The sequence below is a fragment of the Loktanella sp. IMCC34160 genome, from assembly GCF_004145845.1.
Lineage (GTDB): Bacteria > Pseudomonadota > Alphaproteobacteria > Rhodobacterales > Rhodobacteraceae > SELP01.
The window spans coordinates 550,133-568,131 of record NZ_SELP01000002.1 but is presented as its reverse complement, the minus strand read 5'-3'; the positions used below and the strand labels follow the sequence as shown (position 1 = coordinate 568,131).

General features: G+C 62.7%; 18 protein-coding genes. 10 read left to right on the top strand and 8 right to left on the bottom strand.

The features are described from left to right. Nucleotides 1-21 precede the first annotated feature (21 nt). Nucleotides 22-177 (bottom strand): hypothetical protein, encoded by a 156-nt coding sequence (locus EU803_RS18555; RefSeq protein ID WP_165352776.1) that lies wholly within the window; start codon nt 175-177, stop codon nt 22-24. 201 nt (nt 178-378) lie between these two features. Between EU803_RS18555 and EU803_RS07080 the strand changes: the two genes are divergently transcribed. Together EU803_RS07080 and aroB are read left to right on the top strand one after the other, a co-directional pair. Further along, nucleotides 379-957: a shikimate kinase gene (locus EU803_RS07080; RefSeq protein WP_129681182.1), complete on the top strand. Its 579-nt coding sequence runs from the start codon at nt 379-381 to the stop codon at nt 955-957. Continuing rightward, a complete protein-coding gene (gene aroB, locus EU803_RS07075) occupies nt 957-2,069 on the top strand; it encodes a 3-dehydroquinate synthase (RefSeq protein ID WP_129681181.1) in 1,113 nt (370 codons plus the stop codon). Before EU803_RS07080 ends, aroB begins: the two co-directional genes overlap by 1 nt. A 150-nt stretch (nt 2,070-2,219) precedes the next feature. Here aroB and ssb read toward each other — a convergent pair whose 3' ends face one another. After that, the gene (gene ssb / locus EU803_RS07070) at nt 2,220-2,705 is read right to left on the bottom strand and encodes a single-stranded DNA-binding protein (RefSeq protein WP_129681180.1); all 486 of its coding nucleotides are present in this window, start codon (nt 2,703-2,705) and stop codon (nt 2,220-2,222) included. Between the two features lie 245 nt (nt 2,706-2,950). Between ssb and EU803_RS07065 the strand changes: the two genes are divergently transcribed. Continuing rightward, on the top strand, nt 2,951-3,496 hold the full coding sequence (locus tag EU803_RS07065) for a lytic transglycosylase domain-containing protein (RefSeq protein ID WP_242494301.1): 546 nt from the start codon (nt 2,951-2,953) through the stop codon (nt 3,494-3,496). 76 nt (nt 3,497-3,572) lie between these two features. Here the strand turns inward: EU803_RS07065 and EU803_RS07060 are convergent, their stop codons facing one another. The 6 genes from EU803_RS07060 to miaA form a co-directional block, all read right to left on the bottom strand. After that, nucleotides 3,573-5,657, bottom strand: coding sequence for an ABC transporter ATP-binding protein (locus EU803_RS07060; RefSeq protein ID WP_129681177.1), 2,085 nt, complete (start codon nt 5,655-5,657; stop codon nt 3,573-3,575). 11 nt (nt 5,658-5,668) lie between these two features. Further along, nucleotides 5,669-7,117, bottom strand: a complete 1,449-nt coding sequence (locus tag EU803_RS07055; protein ID WP_129681175.1) for an ABC transporter permease — start codon at nt 7,115-7,117, stop codon at nt 5,669-5,671. A 12-nt stretch (nt 7,118-7,129) separates the two neighbouring features. Next, nucleotides 7,130-8,176, bottom strand: a complete 1,047-nt coding sequence (locus EU803_RS07050) for an ABC transporter permease (RefSeq protein ID WP_129681173.1) — start codon at nt 8,174-8,176, stop codon at nt 7,130-7,132. Between the two features lie 137 nt (nt 8,177-8,313). Further along, on the bottom strand, nt 8,314-9,978 hold the full coding sequence (locus EU803_RS07045) for an ABC transporter substrate-binding protein (protein ID WP_129681171.1): 1,665 nt from the start codon (nt 9,976-9,978) through the stop codon (nt 8,314-8,316). A 299-nt stretch (nt 9,979-10,277) separates the two neighbouring features. Then, a complete protein-coding gene (locus tag EU803_RS07040) occupies nt 10,278-11,114 on the bottom strand; it encodes an AraC family transcriptional regulator (RefSeq protein WP_129681169.1) in 837 nt (278 codons plus the stop codon). A gap of 99 nt (nt 11,115-11,213) precedes the next feature. Beyond that, the gene (gene miaA, locus EU803_RS07035) at nt 11,214-12,098 is read right to left on the bottom strand and encodes a tRNA (adenosine(37)-N6)-dimethylallyltransferase MiaA (protein WP_129681167.1); all 885 of its coding nucleotides are present in this window, start codon (nt 12,096-12,098) and stop codon (nt 11,214-11,216) included. A gap of 140 nt (nt 12,099-12,238) precedes the next feature. Between miaA and pyrH the strand changes: the two genes are divergently transcribed. From pyrH to EU803_RS18870, 7 genes are all read left to right on the top strand, one after another. After that, nucleotides 12,239-12,976, top strand: a complete 738-nt coding sequence (pyrH, locus tag EU803_RS07030) for a UMP kinase (RefSeq protein WP_129681165.1) — start codon at nt 12,239-12,241, stop codon at nt 12,974-12,976. Nucleotides 12,977-13,085: 109 nt separating this feature from the next. After that, complete coding sequence (gene frr, locus EU803_RS07025) at nt 13,086-13,649, top strand: ribosome recycling factor (protein WP_129681163.1); 564 nt, start codon at nt 13,086-13,088, stop codon at nt 13,647-13,649. Between the two features lie 33 nt (nt 13,650-13,682). Further along, entirely contained in the window at nt 13,683-14,417 is a 735-nt protein-coding gene (gene uppS, locus EU803_RS07020) for a polyprenyl diphosphate synthase (RefSeq protein ID WP_129681161.1), read from the top strand. After that, nucleotides 14,407-15,195, top strand: coding sequence for a phosphatidate cytidylyltransferase (locus EU803_RS07015; protein WP_129681159.1), 789 nt, complete (start codon nt 14,407-14,409; stop codon nt 15,193-15,195). The genes uppS and EU803_RS07015 overlap by 11 nt, the downstream gene beginning before the upstream one ends. A gap of 1 nt (nt 15,196) precedes the next feature. Beyond that, the gene (gene dxr / locus EU803_RS07010; RefSeq protein ID WP_129681157.1) at nt 15,197-16,363 is read left to right on the top strand and encodes a 1-deoxy-D-xylulose-5-phosphate reductoisomerase; all 1,167 of its coding nucleotides are present in this window, start codon (nt 15,197-15,199) and stop codon (nt 16,361-16,363) included. A gap of 12 nt (nt 16,364-16,375) precedes the next feature. Then, the gene (gene rseP / locus EU803_RS07005) at nt 16,376-17,686 is read left to right on the top strand and encodes an RIP metalloprotease RseP (protein ID WP_129681155.1); all 1,311 of its coding nucleotides are present in this window, start codon (nt 16,376-16,378) and stop codon (nt 17,684-17,686) included. Between the two features lie 108 nt (nt 17,687-17,794). Further along, a complete protein-coding gene (locus EU803_RS18870; protein WP_277985704.1) occupies nt 17,795-17,920 on the top strand; it encodes a hypothetical protein in 126 nt (41 codons plus the stop codon). Nucleotides 17,921-17,999 lie beyond the last annotated feature (79 nt).

Genomic DNA, 17,999 nt, shown 5'->3' with positions numbered 1-17,999 from the left:
CGGGGCAGGCACAGGGCCATGTCAGTCCACCTCGAGCGTGACCGGCGCCACGATGTCCTGCGTCGGAGCCGCAAAATCGGACGGGAAGAAGATCGGCCCGAGATAGGCGTAAATCACCAGTCCAATCGCGGCGAGAACCGCGAGGACCAACAGGTATTTGATCAGTCGCCAGATCATCTTGGCACGTGCCCCTTTTCTGCCTCTGCCCATATGGCCGGTTGTCCCCGGCCTTTTTGCCCAACGCCCCGCCAATTGCGGTTCGTGTTTCGTTTATATATGGCCTTTTCGGCAAGTTCACGCCATTGAAGGGCTAAATTCAAGGGGTGCGCGGGGGGATGCCGATCATTTGACCCCGGCAAGTCAGGGGTTTTCGGCAAGATGGGCATAGCAGGCAGGCAGAACGGGGTGACAGGCGGGATGATCCTGCATCGGACCGTTGTGCTGGTGGGCATGATGGGCTGCGGAAAATCCGCCGTGGGCCGCAGCCTCGCCGCCCGGCTGGGCGTGCAACTGCTTGATTCGGATGCCGAGATCGAACGCGCGGCCAATGCCTCCATCTCCGAGATTTTTGCCCGCGACGGAGAGCCGTTCTTTCGCGACCGCGAGGCCGAGGTGATTGCCCGGCTTCTGTCCGGTCCACCCTGCATCCTGTCCACCGGCGGCGGCGCTTTCCTTGCCGAACGGAACCGACAGGCGATCCATGACAAAGGGGTCGCGGTCTGGCTTGACGCCTCTGTCGATCTGTTGTGGGAACGGGTCAAGCACAAGGACACGCGCCCGCTTTTGCGAACGCCGAATCCGCGCAAGACCTTGGAAGAGATTTTCGCGGCCCGGGTGCCCGTCTATCAATTGGCTGACCTGCGGGCGGAAACCCTGCCGGAATACTCTATCGAAGAAACCACCGACCGGGTGATCGAGGTCTTGCTGACCCGCCCAGACGTGCTGGAGAAGACATGATGCAAGATAGCGTTCACGTGGGCCTGCCGGGCCGGGAATATGACATTCTGATCGGACCGGGGCTGCTGGCGGAGGCAGGCAAGCACCTGTCGCCCCACCTGCGCCGCCCGAAGGTTGCCATCGTAACCGATGAACGGGTCGCAGCGGCCCATCTTGCGACGCTTGAGGCCGCGCTGGAGGCCGAAGGGATCACCCATGCCGCGCTGGCACTGCCGGCAGGCGAGGCGACCAAAGGCTGGACCCAGTTTTCCCGCACCGTCGAATGGCTGCTGGAGCAGAAGATCGAACGCGGCGATCTGGTCGTGGCCTTCGGCGGCGGGGTGATTGGCGATCTGGCCGGGTTTGCCGCCGCCGTTGTCCGCCGGGGCGTCCGCTTTGCCCAGATCCCCACAACCCTTCTGGCGCAGGTGGACAGTTCGGTCGGCGGCAAGACCGGGATCAACACGGCGCAGGGCAAGAACCTTGTCGGCGCCTTTCATCAGCCGGTGCTGGTTCTGGCCGACACCAGCCTTCTGGACACCCTGCCGCCGCGCGATTTTCTGGCCGGCTATGGCGAGGTCGTGAAATACGGGCTACTGGGCGATGCGGCGTTCTTTGACTGGCTCGAGGTGAACGGCCCCAAGGCCGCAGCCGGGGATATGGCCGCGCGGGTCTATGCCGTGACCCGGTCCTGCCAGATGAAAGCCGAGATCGTCATGCGCGACGAAACCGAGCAGGGCGACCGCGCGCTTTTGAACCTGGGCCATACCTTCTGCCACGCGCTGGAGGCGGCCACCGGCTATTCCGACCGGCTGTTGCATGGCGAGGGCGTTGCCATCGGCTGCGCGCTGGCGTTCGAAACCTCGGCACGGCTGGGCCTGTGCAGCCAGGAGGACCCAAACCGGGTCCGGGCGCATCTGAAAGACATGGGAATGAAATGCGATCTGGCCGACATTCCCGGTGACCTGCCGGACGCCGCCGCACTGCTGGAGCTGATGGGGCAGGACAAGAAGGTGGTCGATGGCACCCTGCGGTTCATCATGGCCCGCGGGATCGGCGCGGCCTTCGTCACCTCGGATGTGCCGCGTGACGTAGTTTTGTCGGTCTTGAACGACGCGCTGGCGGGGCGCTAGGCAAAAGGGGCTGTCTGCCCCCTCTTGCCCGTGCCGGGCAATTCACCCCCGAGGATATTTCGGACCCAAAGAAGATGGGACGCGGTTCGCGACGGAAAAGGCCCGCGCCGGGGGATCGGTGCGGGCCTTCTTACATTCGTCGTGGTCAACCTAGAACGGGATTTCGTCGTCCATGTCAGATCGGCCACCGCCGCCGCCGACCGGGCCGCTGTCGTAACCGCCGCCGCCACCATAGCCGCCCCTGTCATCGGAATAGCCACCGCCGCCACCGGCAGCATTATCGCCGCGGCCATCCAGCATGGTGATTTCCCCGCGATAGGGGCGCAGGACGACCTCGGTCGAATACCGGTCTTGCCCGGACTGGTCCTGCCACTTGCGGGTTTCCAGCTGGCCCTCGATATAGACCTTGGACCCCTTGCGCAGATACTGTTCCGCCAGACGCACCAGCGGTTCCGAGAAGATCGCGACGGTATGCCATTCGGTCCGTTCGCGGCGTTCGCCGGTGTTGCGGTCTTTCCAGTTTTCCGAGGTGGCGATGCGCAGGTTCGCGACTTTGCCGCCGTTCTGGAAATTCCGAATTTCAGGGTCGCGGCCCAGGTTTCCGATCAGGATGACTTTGTTTACGGATCCGGCCATGCGGCACCCCCCTTCGAATCTTGCTGTCTTGCTTTGCCCTGTTACATCACCCCACCATGGTTAATGGAAGGCTAATCTGACCGCTGACGGGCAGTGTGCCGCCGGTCGCGCCGGGAAAGACTGGCATTTGCAATCGTCCTGCCCTATTTTTCGCGAGGTTAGAGGTGACAGGCGGAACATCGTCAATGACAAGGGTTGAGGGACGCGGCCAGGGTTTGGCCTTTTTCTGCGGTGTCGCTATCGCAATGTCCGCGGCAGCGCCCGTCGGGGCCGAGACGTTTTCGACCCGCAACCGCCTGCAACTGTTCCAGTCCCAGCTTGACGTTCTGGATGGCCGCGCGGCGGAGCAATATTCGAATTCCGTGCGCCTGCAGCCGACCGAACCGGCGGTCCCCGGAGCCAGCGGTCAGCCCTATACCGGCAGCTACCGTGGCCCCTATCTGGATATGGCGCGGTCCGCCGCGTTGCGCCATGGGGTTCCGACAGACCTGTTTCTGCGGCTTGTTCAGCAGGAAAGCGGCTGGAACGCGGGCGCGGTGTCGCCCAAGGGTGCAATCGGGCTGGCGCAACTGATGCCCGCCACGGCGCGGCGTCTGGGGGTGGACCCGACCGACCCCTACGAAAACCTCGACGGCGGGGCGCGCTACCTGCGGCAGCAATACGACAGCTTTGGGTCGTGGCGGCTGGCGCTGGCGGCCTATAACGCGGGGCCGGAAGCGGTGCGGCGTCACGACGGCATCCCGCCCTACCGGGAAACCCAGAATTACGTGCAGGTGATCTGGGGCAGCTGAGCCTTCCAACACCCCAAGCAGAAACAGCCCCAACGCGACGGATGGGGCTGCCTGTCTTTTCCGATGTCTCGCTGTCCTATTCGGCGGCGACCTTGATGACCGGCTCCATCTCGGCAAAGTCCGCGGCCGACAGGTGGCATTTGATCTGGTGCCCATTGTCGAGCGTCTGGACCGGCGGAACCTCTTTGTCGCAGAGCCCGCCCGCAACCTTGGACTTCCAGCGGCAGCGGGTCTGGAACGGGCAGCCCGGCGGCGGGTTCATGGCTGATGGAATGTCGCCTTCCAGCACAATGTGCTTTTTCTGGACCTTGGTATCGGCAATGGGCACGGCGGACAAAAGCGCCTCGGTATAGGGGTGGTAAGGCGGGGCAAAGACCTGATCGGTCGTGCCCAGTTCGACCACATGACCCAGATACATCACCATCACCCGGTCCGACAGGTAGCGCACGATGGACAGGTCATGGCTGATGAACAGCAGCGTCGTCTTCTCGCGCCGCTGGATTTCCATCAGCAGGTCCGTCACCGCCGCCTGCACCGACACGTCCAGCGCCGAGACAGGTTCGTCCGCCACCACGATCCGGGCGCCGCCCGCAAAGGCGCGCGCAATCCCGACCCGCTGTTTCTGACCGCCGGACAGCTGCCGCGGCATCCGGTCGGCGAAGGCACGCGGCAGTTTCACCAGATCGAGAAGTTCAAGCATCTTTTCGCGGCGTTCCGCGTCGGTCTTGCCAATCTTGAAGATCTCAAGCGCGCGGATGATCTGCCGCCCGACCGTCATCGACGGGTTCAGCGTGTCAAAGGGGTTCTGGAACACCATCTGCACATCGGCGATGGTCTTGGTATCGCGGTTCTGGATCGCGGTCCCCTGAATTTCGGCATTGTCCAGAAGGATCTTGCCGTCGGTCGCCGTTTCCAGCCCCATCAGCACCTTGGCAAAGGTGGATTTTCCGCAACCGGATTCCCCGACGATTGCCAGTGTCTCGGATTCGCGGGCTTCGAACGTCAGGGTCTCGTTGGCCTTGACCACCTTCTTGTCGCCCGCACCGAACAGCGCATTGGCCGCCACCTCATAGTATTTCTTGAGGTTGTCCATCTTCAGGACAGTGCGGCCGATCTCGCCTTTTTCCTTGACGGCAGAGGCCTTGATCGGGGCGTTCCAGTCGATTTCGTTGAACTTCAGGCAGCGGCTTTCATGCCGTTCGTTGCCTTCCACCGGGGCCATCATGATGTCGGTGGCGTCACAGCGGCCGGCCTCGAAATAGTCGCAGCGCGGACCAAAGTTACAGCCCTTGGGCCGTTCATGGGGCAGGGGGAAGTTGCCCGGAATAGCCACCAGCGGGCGGGCGTTCTTGTCCGCGCCCGGAAGCGGGATAGACCGGAACAGGGCCTGCGTATAGGGGTGGCGCATCTGGTCGAACACGTCCTCGATGCTGCCACGCTCCACCGCCTCGCCGGAATACATCACGCAGATCCGGTCGCAGGTTTCCAGCACAAGCCCAAGGTTGTGCGAGATGAACAGCATAGAGGTGCCGTATTTCTTGCCCAGATCCTTGACCAGTTCGACCACTGCCGCCTCGACCGTCACGTCCAGCGCGGTGGTCGGCTCGTCCAGGATCAGAAGCGAGGGTTTCGACATCAGCGCCATGGCGATGACGATCCGCTGCTGCTGCCCGCCCGAAAGCTGGTGCGGAAAGCTTTTCAGCATCCGCTCCGGATCCGGCAGCTTCACGTCCGTCACCACCTCCAGCGCCCGCTGATAGGCCTCAGCCTCGGAAACGCCTTCGTGGATCATCGGCACTTCCATCAGCTGCTTGCCGATCCGCATCGCCGGGTTAAGCGAGGCCATCGGCTCCTGATAGATCATCGCGATCTCGGACCCGCGAATGTCGCGCAGTTCCTCGGGCGACATGGCGCACAGGTCGCGTCCCTTGAACTTGATCGAACCGCCGACGATCCGGCCGTTGACCCCAAGGTCCTGCATCACCCCCAGCGCCACGGTGGATTTGCCGCAGCCGGATTCGCCGACAAGGCCCAGTGCCTCGCCCGGCATCACCTTGGCGGAGAAATCCATCACGGCGGGGATTTCACGCAACCGGGTGAAGAAGCTGATCGAAAGCTTGTCGATCTCGAGGATCGGGCCGTCATAATCCCATTTGGTCATGGTCCGTTTCCTTAGTCCTTGAGGCTTTCTTCGCGCAGGCCGTCAGCCAGCAGGTTCAGACCCAGAACAAGGGTCAGAAGCGCAAAGGCGGGCGGCAGGGCAGGGTGGATGTAGGCGATCATCAGCTTGCGGCCTTCGTTGATCGTCGAGCCCCAGTCCGGGCTGTCCGGCGGCAGGCCAAGGCCGAAGAAGCCAAGGGTTCCCAGAAGGATTGTGGTATAGCCGATGCGCAGGCAGAAATCGACGATCAGCGGCCCACGCGCGTTGGGCAGGATTTCCCACAGCATGATGTACCACGGCGTTTCCCCACGGGTCTGCGCGGCGGCGACATAGTCGCGGGTCTTGATGTCCAGCGCCAGGCCCCGGACGATCCGGAACACGGTGGGAGAGTTCACGAAAACCACCGAGACGAAGACCACAAGGATCCCCGGTGCGATGTCGAAGAAATCCAGCGGCCAGAAGTCGATCTTCGAGGCGTTCGCGTTGATTGCAGAGGCATAGATCAGGAACAGCGGAATCAGCACCACGGCAAGCCGGATGTAGTTCTGCTGCGGTTGGGTCTTGTAGCGTGAGTGGATCAGCACCCCGAAGAACACCAGCGGGAAGAAGAACAGCACCGTCGCCATATACTGCGGCAGGCCGGTCTCGGTGATCTCGGGCGTGACCAGAAGGTAGAAGAGCAGGATCACCGGGAAGGCCAGCACAAGGTTGGCGATGAACGACAGGACCGCATCCAGCCGCCCGCCGAAATAGGCGGCCGGCAGGCCCAGCGTGATCCCGACCATGAAGGCGAACAGCGTCGCCATCGGCGCGATCAGCACCACGATGCCCGAGCCGTAGATCATCCGGCTGAACACGTCGCGGGCAAGGTTGTCACCGCCCAGAAGGTAATGCGCCCCAGGTCCCCAGACCTCGGCCCCGGGAACGGCAGTGCCGGGCACCTTGTTCTTCAGGCCAGATACCTGGCTCAGCGGTTCATGGGTGGGGATCCATTCCAGTGCAGCCCCGAAGATGGCGGTATAGACCCAGAACATGACAAGGCCGAAACCGATCATCCCGATGGTGCTGTCGAACAGCTTGCCATACAGGCCCAGCTTGCGCTTGAAGGTGATCGACAGGACATAGGTCGCCACAAGGGCGATCCAGACCGGGGTGAATTGCTTGGCCATCGCACCGACGATCCCGGCCGACCCATAGGGCATGACCATGCCGGCGACGATATAGGTCACAGCGATACAGATCAGCGCCAGCAACAGCCACTTGTTCAGGGTCGAGACGGTTCCCAGAACGCCCCCCTGCCGCTGCAGCGTGCCATCCGGGTTGGATTGCAGCGTCACCGGCGTGGCGAAGAAGGACAGGACCACCTGCGCCGCCACCAGAACGATGAAGAACCCTGCAACCGCGAAAAGGATCGGGTCAAGAATGGTGCCCAGCGCACCGGTCCATGTAAGATTATCCATGGCTGCGCCTCCTTAAGAAATGCGAATGCGGGGGTTCAGGAACACATAGCCGATATCGGAAATCAGCTGTGTGATCAGAACGACGAAGACGGAAACCACCGACAGGCCCAGAAGCAACTCGATGTCGTTGTTGCCTGCGGCCTGCACCAGCGTCCAGCCGAAGCCCTTGTAGTTGAACAGGGTCTCGACAATGACGACGCCGTTCAGCAGCCAGGGGAACTGAAGCATGATCACCGTGAAGGGCGCGATCAGCGCATTGCGCAGCGCGTGCTTCATCACGATGTTGCCAAAGCTGACACCCTTCAGCCGCGCGGTGCGGATGTATTGGGCGGTCATCACCTCGGCCATCGAGGCGCGGGTCATCCGGGCGATATAGCCGGTTCCGTAAAGGGCGATGGTCAGCACCGGCAGGGTGAAGTTGGCAAATGTGATGTCATCCATCGCCGATGTGGCCGAGCCGTTGAACCATTTCAGACCCACGGCGGAGGAGGTGAAAATCGCGATGAACACCACGCCCGACACATATTCCGGCGTCGCGGTCGTGGTAATGGCAACCGTTGAAAGCGACCGGTCCAGTTTCGACCCCTCGCGCATCCCAGCGGCCACACCGATGATCAGCGCGGCGGGCACCATCACCAACATGACAAGGAACATCAGCCATCCCGTCAAACCCAATCGGGTCGAGATGATGGTAGAGACGTCATCCTTGAAAACCGTTGAGAACCCCCAATCCCCCTGCAAGATCCCGCAGAAACGCGGCGTTTCCTCGATGCTCATGTCTGCATCGCGGCAACGGCTGCGCATTTCCCCATCCGGACCTTCGATCACGGGCGTCGGCAGGACGCCAAGCCATTGGCCGTATTTCAGGAACACGGGCTGATTGTAGCCACGGTTCGCCAGCCAGCTTTCGACCTGTTCGTCGGTCATCCGCTGGTTGCCCTGCGTCTTGGCCAGCTTTTCAAGGTTTGGGTAAAGGTTGGTCAGAAAGAACACGACGAAGGTCAGGCAAAGTGCGGTAAGCACCATCAGGCCGACGCGACGTAGGATGAACGCTCCCATAGGAGTCCCCCGGTTGGCAGATCGGCACCTTGTGCGGTGCCTGTTGATTTCGTTTTGCAGCCTTCCGGCAGAACCGGCCAGCCGTTACGAAAACCCCCACCCCGAAAGACGGGGTGGGGGCGTTGGTTTGGCCGTTATCAGGCGGCGAGGCCCAGCTTGTGCACGTGGATCTCGAACGAGGGGTGCATGTCAGCCCCCACAACGCCCGGACGGTAGTGACGATAGAGCGACCGCCAGTAGGACTGGATGATCACCGCGTCGTTCTGGAACACGGTTTCGATCTGTTCCATCACCGCGCGACGGGCGTCGGCATCGGCGATCGACATGGCCTGATCCAGAAGCGCGTCGAATTCGGGGTTCGCATACCCGGCTTCGTTCCACGGCACGCCCGACTTATAGGCCAGCGCCAGAACCTGAACGCCCAACGGACGGTGGTTCCATTCGGTGGCCGAGAACGGGTATTTCGCCCAGTCGTTCCAGAAGGTCGACCCGGGCAGAACCGTCCGCTTGATGTTGATGCCAGCGTCGCGCACCTGCGCGGCCACTGCATCACCGGTGTTCTTGTTGAACCCGTCATCCAGCGTGATCAGCTCGTGCTCGAAATCGGCCATGCCGGCTTCGGCCATCAGCGCGGCGGAAGACGCCGGGTCATATTTCGGACGACCGATGTCGGCATATTCCGGGTGGACCGGGGCGACGTGGTGGTTGTCGGCCTGAACACCGCGGTTCGAGTAGCCGAGTTCCAGAACAACCGCGTTGTCGACTGCCTGGCTGATGGCCTGACGCACGCGGACATCGGCGTAGGGCTTCATGCCATCGACTTCGGTCTGCTGGTTGAAGCGGACGACGACGGTCGCGCCGGTGACCACTTCGGACTTTTCCCAGCCGATCGCGTCAGCGATGTCGATGAATTCATCGGTGTTCTGGTACAGCATGTCGACTTCGCCGGAGTCCACTGCAGCCATCCAGGTTGCCGGGTCGGTGCCGTAGTCGATGAATTCGATCGAATCCAGCGCGCCACCGGCATAGCCGTCCACCGAGTTGCCCCAGTATTCGTGGTCCGCGTTCTTGGTCAGAACGCCTTTCACGCCAACGTCATAGCTCGAAGGCAGGAAGGCACCGGTGCCGATGGGCGTCGCGGTGATGTCGTCGAGGTTGGTGTCGGGGTGCACAACCGCGGCCGGATAGTCAGCCATGCCCGGAATGATCGAGATGTCCGGTGCGGGCAGGGTCAGCTTGATCGTGTGGCTGTCGACTACGGTGATTGCGCCATCGCGGGCCACGCCGGTGTCAGCGTCGATGAGCGAGCCCATGCGGGTCGCCATGGAGTTGCCTTCGACGCCGCTGTCACACCAGTAGTTGATGAGCCATGCCACGTGATCGGCAGTCAATTCGTCACCGTTGTTCCATTTCACACCCTTGCGGACGTTCAGCGTGTATTCGGTCGCGTCTTCGTTGGCAGTCCAGCCTTCCAGAAGCATCGGGCGGAACGAACCATCGCGGTTGTATTCCACGAGGTATTCCAGCCAGCCGCGGCAGTAGTTCGAGATCTGGGTCCAGTCCCAGGTCCGCGGATCTTTCAGCGCCCGCACTTCCTGCTGAATGCGCAGGGTGCCGCCCTGCTGCATGTGCGCGGCCGCTTCTACCGGGGCCTGAAGGCCCAGAAGGCCATAGGCTGCGGTTGCGGTCACGCCCAGCGCGGTCGTCCGAGCGAGGAATTCCCGGCGATCCAGTTTGCCGGCCTTTTCCTCTTCCGCGTACATGTACGCGGCCGGATGAAGATCCTTGTTGAATTCTGTCATGTCAGTTTCTCCCTGCGACATGTTTTGTTGTCCACCTGTCCCGGGTTCCCGGGGGGCGGCGCCGCCAAGGCGGCGTCTTCACTGACGAGGGTAAGCGCCGACGCAAGACCAACCGCGCGCCTTGCGCGCAATTTCATTGCGTCTGACCTCCCGTGTCGGGATACATTGCGCAACTTTTTCGACGCAACGTCAATGACCTTCATCAGGTTTTCTGATCACAAAAGCGACGTTGGACCGTTATGTTTGCGACATGGGCAATGTATGCAATCGCATGCTGTCAGGGCCCGCGCCGGACCTGCCTAGCGCGGATTTGCAATCGGTCCCAAACGACGGAACGCCGAAGGGGTTTGCCCGGTGGCGCTGTGGAAGGCGCGGCTGAAATAGGCGGGAGAGGTAAAGCCAAGATTGGCTGCGATCGCTTGCACCGGTTGCCGGGTTTGCCGCAACAACATCCGTGCCTCGAACAGGGTTCGGTCATTCAGAATGGCAAGGGCTGATTTTCCGCAGGTCTGCTTGCAGCAGCGGGTCAGATGGGTGGGCGTTACCCCAAGCGCGGCGGCATAATCGGCCACCCCCTTGGACGATCTGAAATCCCGGTCGACCAGATCGGAATAGGCCGCGACCAGTTTCGCGGCGGCGCTGGTCGTGCGGTCCTTGCCGACCGGCTCCTGCTGGGCCTGAAGGTCCATCTGCCGTTCGAACAGCACCGACAGAAGGCCAAGATGGTAATGGGCCGCGCGGCTGTGCCCCGACCGGGCCGAGACGAGTTCCCGTTCCAGATTGTCGAACAACTGGGCCAGTTCCTTCTGACCAAGCACATCGCGCAACCGCAGATGCACCGGTTCGTCCGGCCATTCGGCGGCCATGGCGGCGGGAATGGTCAGCATCTGGCCAAAGACGGTCGGTCCAACCTCGAATCCATACATGGTGCGGGCAGGGATGAAGATCAGGTTGTTCGGCCCATAGCCGCGCGTCAGACCAGCGATGGTGATCCGCCCCTGACCCTTCCCGATGTACAAAAGCCGGGGAGAGCTGTGGCTGCGCATCGCCTCGGTCCGCCATTTGCCGGTCGATGAATTGTAGCCAACTGCGGTCAGCGACAGGCGATTGGCCAAAGCCGGATCCTGAAAGTCCATGTCCCATCCCCTCGACACGTGTTCGATATGTGCAAGTTTGGACCGGGCGCGCCTGTAAAACAACGGCAGAAGCGGGCGGAAACAGTCAATTTCCGGGGATTACCCTGTGGATAACTTCTGTATCTTTTCCCACCCGGCCATTCGGGCCCGAAACCAAGTTCTTTGACGCTTGGCATATTGGCGGCTGGCGATGATGGCGCGTTCGCGGGCGTCATCCAGCGTGATCTCGCCTTTCAGATGCGCAATCAGCTCGGGGGCGCCGATGGCCTTGGATGACAGATGCGCCGGGTTCCAGTTGGGCAGCATCGCCTCCGCCTCCTCCAGCGCGCCTTGGGACAACATCATGTCGAACCGCCGGGTGATCCGGTCGTTAAGCCATTCTTTTTCCGGCATCAGAACCACGCAATGGGCCTGATCGGCGGGCAGCAGCGGCCGCGGCGTATCGGCCTGCCAGTCCGCGATCCCGCGTCCGGTGGCGCGCAGCACCTCCCACGCCCTTTGAACGCGGGCGCGGTTGTTCAGGTCGATCCGGTTGCGGCTGCGCGGGTCAAGGTCGGCCACAAGCTGGGGCAGGGGGATCGTATCTGCCTCGACCCGGATCTCCGGCGGGGTCGCGGGGATCTCGGCCAACCCTTCGGTCAGCGCCGTCAGATACAGCCCGGTTCCCCCGACGATGATCGGACGGGCCGGCCCGGACAGAAAGGGGGTCACGTCGCGCAGCCAGTGGCCCACGGAATACTCCGCGTCATAGGGCATATGGCCGTAAAGCGCGTGGGGCGAGACCGCCTCTTCATCCCGGCTGGGCCGGGCGGTCAGAATGCGCCAACCGTCGAAGATTTGCAGCGCATCGGCATTCACCACGACGCCGCCAGACCCCGCCGCGATCGCCAGCGCCAGCGCGGACTTGCCCGAGGCGGTCGGCCCGGCAATCACCACCGGCAGGTCCGCCGGGATGGCTGACAGATCAAGGCCTGTTTCGCGCATCTGATCCCCTGTTGCCCGCTGTGCGTTTCGGTGCGGCCGGAAAAACCGCCGCAAACCTGCCACGGCTTATTGAACCCGCAGCCCTTTTCATACATCTTGCGGCGCGAAGAAAGCACCCCCCAAGTTTTGGAAGGCTCCCTATGACCGATTCAAGCGACGACACCGGAAAAACCACCTTCAAACGCGTGATGCTGAAGATTTCCGGGGAGGCGCTGATGGGGGACACGGCATTCGGCCTGCATCCGCCGACGGTCGAGCGGATCGCACGCGAGGTGAAATCGGTCCACGACATGGGGGTCGAGATTTGCATGGTGATCGGTGGCGGCAACATCTTCCGCGGCCTTCAGGGCAGCGCCCAGGGGATGGAACGGACAACCGCCGATTATATGGGGATGCTGGCCACGGTGATGAACGCGCTGGCCATGCAATCCGCGCTGGAAGGGCTGGGGGTTTTCACCCGCGTCATCAGCGCCATCCGCATGGACGAGGTGGCCGAGCCTTATATCCGCCGCCGCGCCGTCCGCCACCTTGAAAAGAAACGGGTCTGCATCTTTGCCGCCGGCACCGGTAACCCCTATTTCACCACCGACACCGCCGCGACCCTGCGCGCCAACGAAATGAACTGCGAGGCGATCTTCAAGGGCACCAAGGTGGACGGGGTCTATGACAAGGACCCGGTGAAACACGCCGACGCCACGCGCTATGACACTGTCAGCTATGATGACGTGTTGCAGAAACGGCTGGGCGTCATGGATGCCTCGGCCATCGCGTTGGCCCGAGACAACGATCTGCCGATCATCGTCTTCAGTCTGGACGAGCCCGGCGGGTTCAAGGGTATCCTTGCCGGTGAAGGCACCTACACCAAGGTCCACGGCTAGCGCCTGCACAAGCGCTGCACGATCCCGGGGGCGGATGGTCTATACATTTGCCCCCTCGTGGACTAAACCCTTTCGCAAACAACTGCCCCAAGAAGAGTGAGCAGAGCAGATGTCCGATGATTTCGAACTCGATACCGATGACCTGACCCGCCGCATGGACGGTGCGCTTGCCGCGTTGCGCACGGAATTCGCATCCCTGCGGACCGGCCGTGCCTCGGCCTCTATGCTTGAGCCGGTTCAGGTGGATGCCTATGGCCAGATGACCCCGATCAACCAGGTCGGCACCGTGAACGTGCCCGAACCGCGCATGGTCACGATCAACGTCTGGGACAAGGGACTTGTCGGCAAGGTGGAAAAGGCGATCCGGGAAAGCGGGCTAGGGATCAATCCGCAGCTGAACGGCACCATCATCATGCTGCCCATCCCGGAACTGAACGAAGAACGCCGCCGCGAGCTGACCAAGGTCGCCGGCAACTATGCCGAACACGCCCGCGTGGCGATCCGCAACCTGCGCCGCGACGGGATGGATCAGGTCAAGAAGGCCAAGGCCGATGGTCTGTCCGAGGACGATCAGAAGTTCTGGGAATCCGAAGTGCAGGACCTGACCGACACCTACGTCAAGAAGATCGACGCGATGCTGGAAACCAAGCAAGCCGAGATCATGCAGGTCTGACGGGGTACACCGTCGCGTAAAAAGGAAGTGGTGATGGCGAAAGACAGCCAGAAAAACGGCCCGCGTCACGTCGCCATCATCATGGACGGCAACGGCCGCTGGGCGCAGATGCGCGGGCGGCCGCGTCTTTTCGGGCACCACGCCGGGGCGAAACGGGTCCGCGAGATCGTGGAATCCTGTCCCGATCTGGGCGTCAAATATCTGACCATCTTTGCCTTTTCGACAGAGAACTGGAAACGCACCCAGACCGAAGTTGCCGGTCTGATGAAGCTGTTCAAACGCTACATCCAGCGCGAGGCCCGCGACCTGTTCGAGGCGGGCGTGCGGGTCCGGTTCATCGGTGACCGGGTGAAACTGGCCGATGATCTGGTGGACCTGATGGATCACCTGGAACTGCTGACCGAGAAGAACGACAAATGCCACCTGACAGTCGCCATCAACTATGGCGGCCGGGACGAGGTCACCCGCGCGGCCAAGCGGCTGGCCTATGAGGTCGAACAGGGCCGCCTGTCCTACAAGGACGTCGACGCCGAAACGCTGGCCAAATTCCTTGATACCCATGTGCTGCCCGACCCCGACCTTGTGATCCGCACCAGCGGCGAGGCGCGGATTTCCAATTTCCTTCTCTGGCAGTCGGCCTATGCCGAGTATGAATTCGTCGATACGCTCTGGCCGGATTTCACCCGCACCGAATTTGCCCGCGTGGTCGGCAACTTCTCGGGCCGGGATCGCCGGTTCGGCGCGGTGCGAGAGGCCGATGTCAACTGAGGGCGGTAACTGGACCGACCTTCGGGCGCGGGTTCTGTCCGCGCTTGTGATGGTCGTGATCGGCGCCGGGGCGATCTGGGCCGGGGGGCTTGCCCTTGCCGCGCTTGGGGTGGTCGTGACCGGGCTGATGGTCTGGGAACTGGCCCGGATGGTGATCCCTGACAACAATGCAAAACATGTGGCCGCGGGTGCGCTAGGGGCCGTTTTCATGGCGCTGGCCATCGGGCCGGGCGGACTGCTGCCGTTCTACCTGTTGTTCCTTGCTGTGCCGGGTCTTTTGGCCTGGGAGGGCCGGAAACTGCGCCTTTGGGTGCCGCTTTATGCCTATGGGTTGCAATTGGCGGTCTGGTATCTGGTCATGTTGCGCGGGGCCGATGGCGGGTTTTTCTGGATCATCTGGATCGTGCTGGTGATCATCGCCTCTGACGTGATGGGCTATTTCGCGGGCCGGACCATGGGCGGGCCGAAATTCTGGCCCCGTGTCAGCCCCAAGAAAACATGGTCTGGCACCGTCGCGGGCTGGGTCGGGGCCGGGTTGATCGGCTGGGGATTGGTCGTGATCGGGGGGGCACCGCCGATCCTGATCCTGTTGTCGATCCTGACCGCCTTTGCCGGGCAGATCGGCGATATCGCCGAAAGCGCGATCAAACGGGCGACCGGCATCAAGGACAGTTCGAACCTGATCCCCGGACACGGTGGCCTGCTGGACCGCTTCGATGCGCTGGCCGGGGCGGGGTTGTTTCTTTTCGTGATCAATAGCCTGATTGCCGGGGCCTGACGTGCGGCGGATTTCGGTCTTTGGGGCAACCGGCAGCATCGGGCAGAACACGCTCGACCTGATTGCCCGCGACCCGGACCGGTATGACGTGGTCGCGCTGACCGGCGGACAGAACATCGACCAGCTGGCACGGGATGCGATCCGGCTTCGGGCCGATGTCGCCGTCACCGCCGACCCGGCGCTGTTGCCCGCGTTACGCGACAGGCTTGCCGGCAGCGGGGTCGAGGTGGCGGCGGGCGAACCCGCCCTGATCGAGGCCGCGCAGCGCCCCGCCGATTGGGTCATGTCCGCCATCGTCGGCGCGGCGGGCCTGCGCCCTGGGATCGAAGCGGTGCGACAGGGGGCGACGCTGGCGCTGGCCAACAAGGAATCGCTGGTTTGCGCCGGTCCGATCCTTCTGGCCGAGGCCGCCGCCCATGACGCCCGCATCCTGCCGGTTGACAGCGAACATTCCGCCATCTTTCAGGCCCTGATTGGCGAAGACCTTGCCGCCGTGGAACGGGTCATCATCACCGCATCCGGCGGGGCCTTTCGCGATTGGCCGCTTGAGGATATGGCCCGCGCCACCGTCGCGCAGGCCGCGACCCATCCGAATTGGGCGATGGGTCAGCGGATCACCATCGACAGCGCGTCCCTGTTCAACAAGGCGCTGGAAGTCATTGAAGCGCATGAATTCTTTGGCCTCACGCCGGATCAGATCGAGGTGCTGGTGCACCCCGAAAGCCTGATCCACGCTCTGGTGGGCTTTGCCGATGGGGCGCTGATGGCCCATGTCGGCCCGCCCGATATGCGCCACGCCATCGGCTTCGCCCTGAACCACCCAACCCGCAGGCCCCTGCCGGTCGAGCGACTGGACCTTGCCAGGATCGGGCAGCTGACGTTCCGCGCGCCCGATGAGGCCCGTTATCCCGCCCTGCGCCTTGCCCGCGAGGTGATGGCGGCGGGCGGCTATGCCGGGGCGGCCTTCAACGCCGCGAAAGAGGCCGCTCTGGACGCGTTCATCGCCGAAAAGATCGGCTTCATGGACATGTCAGGGGTCGTGGAAGAGACGCTCGCCCAAATCTCTCCCGATCTGGGGCTGCAAAATGCCCCGATGTGCCTAGATAGGGTGGCAGAGATCGACACGCAGGCCCGGCGGATCGCCACCGCGCTTGCCCAAAAGACTTAGATCAAGAGGCCCATGGCAGATTTCATCCCCTTCTTCGGCAGCATCGGCTGGACCCTTGCCGCCTTTGTCGTCGCCCTGTCGGTCATCGTCGCGGTGCATGAATACGGCCACTACATCGTGGGGCGCTGGTCCGGCATCCATGCCGAGGTTTTCTCGCTGGGCTTTGGCCCGGTGATCTGGAGCCGGATGGACAAGCACGGCACCCGCTGGCAGATCGCGGCACTGCCCTTGGGTGGCTACGTGAAGTTTCTGGGCGATGCCAATGCGGCCAGCGCGGGCGGCACCAAGGGCGGGCGCAACACCATGCTTGGCGCGCCGCTTTGGGCCCGGTCGGCAACCGTTTTCGCCGGGCCGCTGGCCAATTTCATCTTTTCCGCCGTTGTCTTTGCCATTTTCGGGATGATCTACGGCATCGTGTCCTACCCGATGACCGTTCGCAGCGTCCCTGACCTTCCTGCGCCCTATGTGGTGGAGCTTCAGGAAGGTGATCAGATCCTTGCGATCGAGGGGATGGAGATCAGCCGGGGCGAGGACCTGTCCGACGTGCTGGACGCTCTGCCACTGGAACCCGCGCTGGATTACACCATTCGCCGCGACGGGACCGAGATGGTCGTCCTTGGCCCGTACCCGCAGACCACCACCGTCCAAAGCATCAGTTTCGACAAACCCGCCGCGCCCGCGGGCGTGAAAGAGGGCGATGTGGTCACGGCCATCAACGGGCAGCCCGTCTTTGCCTTCGATCAGATGATCCAGATTGTGAACGCCTCGGGCGGGGGCGAGTTGATCCTTGATATCTGGCGGGCAGGGGAGACGCTGCAAATCGCGATCACGCCCGAGATGTCGGATGTGCCCCGCTCTGACGGCACTTTCGAAACCCGCTATATCATGGGGATCAACGGCGGCATCGTGCTGGACGCGGAAACCGAGTTTCCGGGCCTGTGGACGGCGATTGAAAACGGCGCCTGGCAGGTCTGGTATGTGATCAAGCTGTCCCTGTCGGGGATGTGGTACATGATCGTTGGCGATATCTCGACCTGCAACCTGTCCAGCCCGGTCGGGATCGCGCAGGCGTCCGGTGCCATGGCGGCGGCGGGGCTGGCCGATTTCATCACGTTCCTTGGCTTCCTGTCGACGGCGGTTGGCCTGTTGAACCTGTTCCCGATCCCGGTTCTGGATGGCGGCCATCTTGTGTTCCACGCCTACGAGGCCGTGACCGGCAAGCCCCCGTCGGACAAGGTGCTGCGGGTGATGTTCACGATCGGGCTGACCCTGATCCTGTCGCTGATGGTCTTCGCCCTGACCAACGAGCTGTTCCTCTGCTAGGGGTCGGACCAGGGCGATTTCACCAAAGCGTCGCGTCCTCGCCACCTTTGCGCCACATTTCGGGGCGATGATTTCTTCATCGACAATCGAATTCATGGGGCAAAGACCATGCAGACCATCAGCGCCGGATACCGTAGCCTGTCCTTCCTGTTCACCCTGAACCTGGATCGGATGTTGTTTGGCGCGGCGATCATCGCAGCCCTCTGGCTCGGCTCGCTCATGGGGTCGTTCTGACGGGGATAAGTCGCCCCGCCTGTGGATAAGTAGCGCGCCCCCTCGGGCGCGTTCTTCGTTTTGACAAGCCCCCCCATAG

Coding starts and splice junctions, on each gene's coding strand:
- EU803_RS18555 (WP_165352776.1), bottom strand. CDS start 177: ATGATCTGGCGACTGATCAAATACCTGTTGGTCCTCGCGGTTCTCGCC.
- EU803_RS07080 (WP_129681182.1), top strand. CDS start 379: ATGGGCATAGCAGGCAGGCAGAACGGGGTGACAGGCGGGATGATCCTG.
- aroB (WP_129681181.1), top strand. CDS start 957: ATGCAAGATAGCGTTCACGTGGGCCTGCCGGGCCGGGAATATGACATT.
- ssb (WP_129681180.1), bottom strand. CDS start 2,705: ATGGCCGGATCCGTAAACAAAGTCATCCTGATCGGAAACCTGGGCCGC.
- EU803_RS07065 (WP_242494301.1), top strand. CDS start 2,951: ATGTCCGCGGCAGCGCCCGTCGGGGCCGAGACGTTTTCGACCCGCAAC.
- EU803_RS07060 (WP_129681177.1), bottom strand. CDS start 5,657: ATGACCAAATGGGATTATGACGGCCCGATCCTCGAGATCGACAAGCTT.
- EU803_RS07055 (WP_129681175.1), bottom strand. CDS start 7,117: ATGGATAATCTTACATGGACCGGTGCGCTGGGCACCATTCTTGACCCG.
- EU803_RS07050 (WP_129681173.1), bottom strand. CDS start 8,176: ATGGGAGCGTTCATCCTACGTCGCGTCGGCCTGATGGTGCTTACCGCA.
- EU803_RS07045 (WP_129681171.1), bottom strand. CDS start 9,978: ATGACAGAATTCAACAAGGATCTTCATCCGGCCGCGTACATGTACGCG.
- EU803_RS07040 (WP_129681169.1), bottom strand. CDS start 11,114: ATGGACTTTCAGGATCCGGCTTTGGCCAATCGCCTGTCGCTGACCGCA.
- miaA (WP_129681167.1), bottom strand. CDS start 12,098: ATGCGCGAAACAGGCCTTGATCTGTCAGCCATCCCGGCGGACCTGCCG.
- pyrH (WP_129681165.1), top strand. CDS start 12,239: ATGACCGATTCAAGCGACGACACCGGAAAAACCACCTTCAAACGCGTG.
- frr (WP_129681163.1), top strand. CDS start 13,086: ATGTCCGATGATTTCGAACTCGATACCGATGACCTGACCCGCCGCATG.
- uppS (WP_129681161.1), top strand. CDS start 13,683: ATGGCGAAAGACAGCCAGAAAAACGGCCCGCGTCACGTCGCCATCATC.
- EU803_RS07015 (WP_129681159.1), top strand. CDS start 14,407: ATGTCAACTGAGGGCGGTAACTGGACCGACCTTCGGGCGCGGGTTCTG.
- rseP (WP_129681155.1), top strand. CDS start 16,376: ATGGCAGATTTCATCCCCTTCTTCGGCAGCATCGGCTGGACCCTTGCC.
- EU803_RS18870 (WP_277985704.1), top strand. CDS start 17,795: ATGCAGACCATCAGCGCCGGATACCGTAGCCTGTCCTTCCTGTTCACC.